The 4,497-nt window shown below is 28.5% G+C and carries 5 protein-coding genes; 3 read left to right on the forward strand and 2 right to left on the reverse strand.

Going from position 1 to position 4,497, the window contains the following annotated elements:
- Positions 1 to 196 precede the first annotated feature (196 nt).
- Positions 197 to 1,252 (forward strand): ABC transporter substrate-binding protein, encoded by a 1,056-nt coding sequence (locus HCG76_RS18630; protein WP_221701767.1) that lies wholly within the window; start codon positions 197 to 199, stop codon positions 1,250 to 1,252.
- 102 nt (positions 1,253 to 1,354) lie between these two features.
- A complete protein-coding gene (locus tag HCG76_RS18635; protein WP_260458203.1) occupies positions 1,355 to 1,912 on the forward strand; it encodes a DUF3867 domain-containing protein in 558 nt (185 codons plus the stop codon).
- A gap of 94 nt (positions 1,913 to 2,006) precedes the next feature.
- On the opposite strand, the gene HCG76_RS18640 is transcribed toward HCG76_RS18635, so the two are convergent.
- A complete protein-coding gene (locus tag HCG76_RS18640) occupies positions 2,007 to 2,249 on the reverse strand; it encodes a spore coat protein (protein WP_311776411.1) in 243 nt (80 codons plus the stop codon).
- Positions 2,250 to 2,320: 71 nt separating this feature from the next.
- On the reverse strand, positions 2,321 to 2,521 hold the full coding sequence (locus HCG76_RS18645) for a hypothetical protein (protein ID WP_221701765.1): 201 nt from the start codon (positions 2,519 to 2,521) through the stop codon (positions 2,321 to 2,323).
- 189 nt (positions 2,522 to 2,710) lie between these two features.
- Between HCG76_RS18645 and abc-f the strand changes: the two genes are divergently transcribed.
- The gene (abc-f, locus tag HCG76_RS18650) at positions 2,711 to 4,267 is read left to right on the forward strand and encodes a ribosomal protection-like ABC-F family protein (RefSeq protein ID WP_221701764.1); all 1,557 of its coding nucleotides are present in this window, start codon (positions 2,711 to 2,713) and stop codon (positions 4,265 to 4,267) included.
- Positions 4,268 to 4,497: the final 230 nt, after the last annotated feature.

Genomic DNA, 4,497 nt, shown 5'->3' on the forward strand with positions numbered 1-4,497 from the left:
TAAATTAATATATTTTATATTATATTACATATTTGTATAAAATTAAAGACTGTTGACACTTTGTCAACAGTCTGAAGCCTAAAAGGCTTTTTTATTTTTTTAAAATATAGTAAATTATATATTTGTAGAATAGTATTATTAAAAAAAGTATTATAATACTAATGATAAAATAGAATTTTAAGAAGGAGACTACTTTATGAAAAAAAATAAGTTAAAGTTATTATCTGTATTAGTAACTTCATTATTTGTTGTAAATGCATTTGTTGGATGTAATTCATCAAGCGCTACAGAAGAGATAAATGTTTTAAATTATGGAGCTAATGCTGCAGAAGGGGTTTATAAAGAATTTGAAAAGGAAACTGGAATAAAGGTAAATGAAAAAACATTTGATGATATGCATTATATGTATCAAGAAGTTTCTAGTGGTAAGGTAAAATATGATGTTATATTAGTTTCAGATGATATGGCGGATAAAATGATAAAAGAAGATATGCTTCAAAAAATAAATAAGGATAATATTCCTAACATAGTAAATATGAATGAAGGGGATATGGGTAAATCATATGATCCAAATAACGATTATACAGTACCGTATATGAATGGAACAATTGGATTAATATATAATACAGAAACTGTTGATGAAGATATAGACAGTTGGAAAAGTCTATTTAATCCTAAATATAAAAATGAAATTTTCATGTTTGATAATATGAGGGATACTATAGGGGTTGCTTTAAAGACTTTAGGATATTCATTAAATTCAACTAATCCAGAAGAGTTAGAAGAGGCGAAAAATTTATTGATTGAGCAAAAGCAAGAGTTAAATCCAGTTTATGGGGCAGATGAAGTATTAGATTTAATGAGATCTGGAGAAAAGAAAATAGCCATGATTTGGTCTGGAGAAGGATTAAACCTAGAAGCAGAAGATAGTAAGTTTAAGTATGTAATTCCAAAGGAAGGGGCAGATTATTGGTTAGATTCATGGGCAATTCCTAATGATGCTCAAAACGTTAGTGGAGCTGAAAAATTCATTAACTTTATGAGTGATAAAGACATTGCATTAAGAACAGCGGATGAAATAGGATATACTTCACCACAAAAACAAGCTATTCAAGAACAGCCAGATGAAATTAAAAATAATGAAAATGCATATATGCCTCAAGAAATTTTAGATAAGTGCGAAGAGTATAAATACCTAGATGGAGATGACTTGAAATTATATGAGAATATATGGATGCAAATAAAAGGATAAAGGATAAAAAAATTAATAATTACCATATAATACTTTAGTAGAAAAACAATAAGTTTTGGTATATAATACTTATAAAAGGAAATGAGCTTAGGAGGAGAGAGTATGGATAAAATAATTGATTTTAACGAGCTTAAGAATAGGGTTAACGATAAAGATGTAGATCAATTTGAATCATATATTTATTCTTTATATTATAAGATGGCTGAAGGCAAGATTAATATGTCTGAGTTTTCTAAAGAGTTAGGTGAATATATGGAGAAGAATAATCTTTCTCCAGATAAATTCTTAAAGATGCAAACAAAGCTTATGGAGAGATATGGAATAGATGCTTCAGGCTTTGAAGAACAATTAAAATCGTTAGGGTTAGAGAATATTTCAACAAATCCAGCAGATTATGAAAAAATACGTAGAACTTTAAGTTTTCAAGAAAAATATAAAAATAGACTTAAGGTTAAAGGTGCTACAGAATACAGTATAAAAAATGAAAAGAACAATCTTATTATTTTACTAGATGCCCATAATGTTATTTTAAAAAGTGAGGGATTAATTGATCTCACTGATAATGAGTTAAATGAGTTTTTATGTTCATATAAAAAGACTGTAGAAAATGATTTACTTAAGATTTCAATTTGTGAAAACATAAAAGAATATGATTACTAAGAGTTTAAGGCTATAATAGAAATGAGTATCAAGTATTATATTTATATCTTGATACTCATTTTATTTATATAGGTAAGTATAACTTTAATTATAGTTAATCTCTAACAGCATCTAGTGAATCATTTACAGCACAATTTAATTGCTCTGAGGGAGATTCATATGGATTTTTCCAACCTTTATTTATTGCGAGTTCTTTTAAAGCTGTATGAGCTTCAATTGCTTGTGTTAAGCTAGCAGCATAAGCACTTCTTAATTCAGGTGTTGTACTAGTAATAGCTGCAGATAAATACATTGTTGCTTTAGCTTCAGCTGATGCAAGCAATGATTCAATAATCACCTTATCATCAATATTAAAACTTTCCTTTGCAATACTTCCTAAAACTTTAGATATTAATCAAACCTCCCTTACTATTGAATTTGATTTTCATTGATAAACTGTTGAAATGATCTAATTTTTCCTTCACCAGCTACCATTCCGCATTCTGCTTGCTTTTTTAAATCTTCATCTTTTATTAAAGCAGTTATACCGCGACCTAAATTTAATTCTGTTGTTTCCATCTTTAATGCAGTACATAAAGATATTAACTCTATTTGTGATAGTTTTCTCATTAAAAAACCTCATTTTATATTTAAAATGCTAAAATTAGTATGTACAAAATTTAATAGATAATTAATAGAAAAAAATATCATTACTAAAAATAGAAAGAAATTTCTATTTATTTTAAAAAAAATTAATGTATAATAAATAAGGTGTGATGTATTAGTCACTCCTTATTTTTTTACTAGCGGAGGATAATAATGAGCGTTTTAACAGTTAAAAATATAAGCCATGGATTTGGTGACAGAGCAATATTTGAAGATGTATCATTTAGATTACTTAAGGGTGAACATGTAGGTTTAATTGGAGCTAATGGTGAAGGTAAATCTACATTTATGAATATAATAACAAGCAAGTTAATGCCTGATGAAGGTAAGGTTATTTGGAGTAATAGAGTTAGAGTTGGTTATATGGATCAACATGCTGAACTTGAAAAAGGATTAACTATAAGAGATGTACTTAGAAGTGCATTCCAATATTTATTTGACATGGAAACTGAAATGAATGAGCTTTATGGAAAAATGGGCGAAATGGATGAAGATGAAATGAATAAGGCACTAGAAAGAACTGCTGTTATTCAAGATATGTTAGATAATAATGGGTTTTATGTTATAGATGCTAAAGCAGAAGAAGTTGCTAAAGGATTAGGGCTTTTAGATGTAGGTCTTGAAAGAGATGTTACAGAACTTAGTGGTGGACAAAGAACAAAGGTATTACTAGGAAAGCTTTTATTAGAAACTCCAGATATACTTTTACTAGACGAGCCTACTAACTATTTAGATGAAGCTCATATTGAATGGTTAAAGAGATTCTTACAATCATATGAAAATGCATTTATATTAATTTCACATGATATTCCATTCTTAAATTCAGTTATTAACTTAATTTATCATGTGGAAAATAGAAAGCTTACTAGATATGTTGGAGATTATTATGAGTTCCAAAGAATTTATGAAGCTAATAAAGCACAATTAGAAGCTGCTTATGAAAGACAACAAGCAGAAGTTGCACAACTTAAGGATTTCGTTGCTAGAAACAAAGCAAGAGTTGCAACAAGTGGTATGGCTAAGGCTAGACAAAAGAAGCTTGATAAAATGGAAATGATTGAACTTGCAGCAGAAAAACCAAAGCCAGAGTTTAACTTCTTAAAGGGAAGAACTTCAGGAAAGGTAATTTTTGAAACTAAGGATTTAGTAATTGGGTATAATGAGCCATTAACTAAGCCTTTAAATCTTTACATGGAAAGAGGACAAAAAATTGCTTTAGTTGGAGCAAATGGTCTTGGTAAGACTACATTACTTAAGAGCTTAATGGGATTAATTCCTTCATTAGGTGGGGAAGTTTCATTAGGTGAATATCAACAAATTGGATATTTCGAACAAGAAATAAAGGAGGCTAATTATAATAGTTGTATTGAAGAAGTATGGGAAAAGTTCCCTTCTAAGACTCAATATGAAGTAAGATCAGCTCTTGCAAAATGTGGTTTAACAACTAAACATATTGAAAGTAAGGTATGTGTATTAAGTGGGGGAGAGCAAGCTAAGGTTAGATTATGTAAGCTTATAAATGAAGAAACAAATATCTTAATCCTAGACGAGCCTACTAACCATTTAGATGTTGAAGCTAAGGATGAGCTTAAGAGAGCATTAAAGGAATATAAGGGAAGTATATTACTTGTATGCCACGAACCAGAGTTTTATAAGGATGTTGTAACAGATATCTGGAACTGTGAGGAGTGGACATTAAAAATAACATAATGCATATAGTATTTTTATTGAAGGAAGTGTGTAAAATCACTTCCTTTTTTGATATATTAATTGGAAAAATAAAATATAAATGGTATAATTATAAAAAGATGTAACTAAGTGAAATATTGTATTTAGTGGGTATAATTTATAATTAAGAATATGTTGAATCTGTTAAGCTGATATGAAAAAATAGCTTGATTTTTCATAGAATTGCTCGCTCTTTGAAAATTATATAAGTT

Origin of the sequence: Clostridium sp. K13, from assembly GCF_019734195.1 — a bacterium.
GTDB lineage: Bacteria > Bacillota > Clostridia > Clostridiales > Clostridiaceae > Clostridium.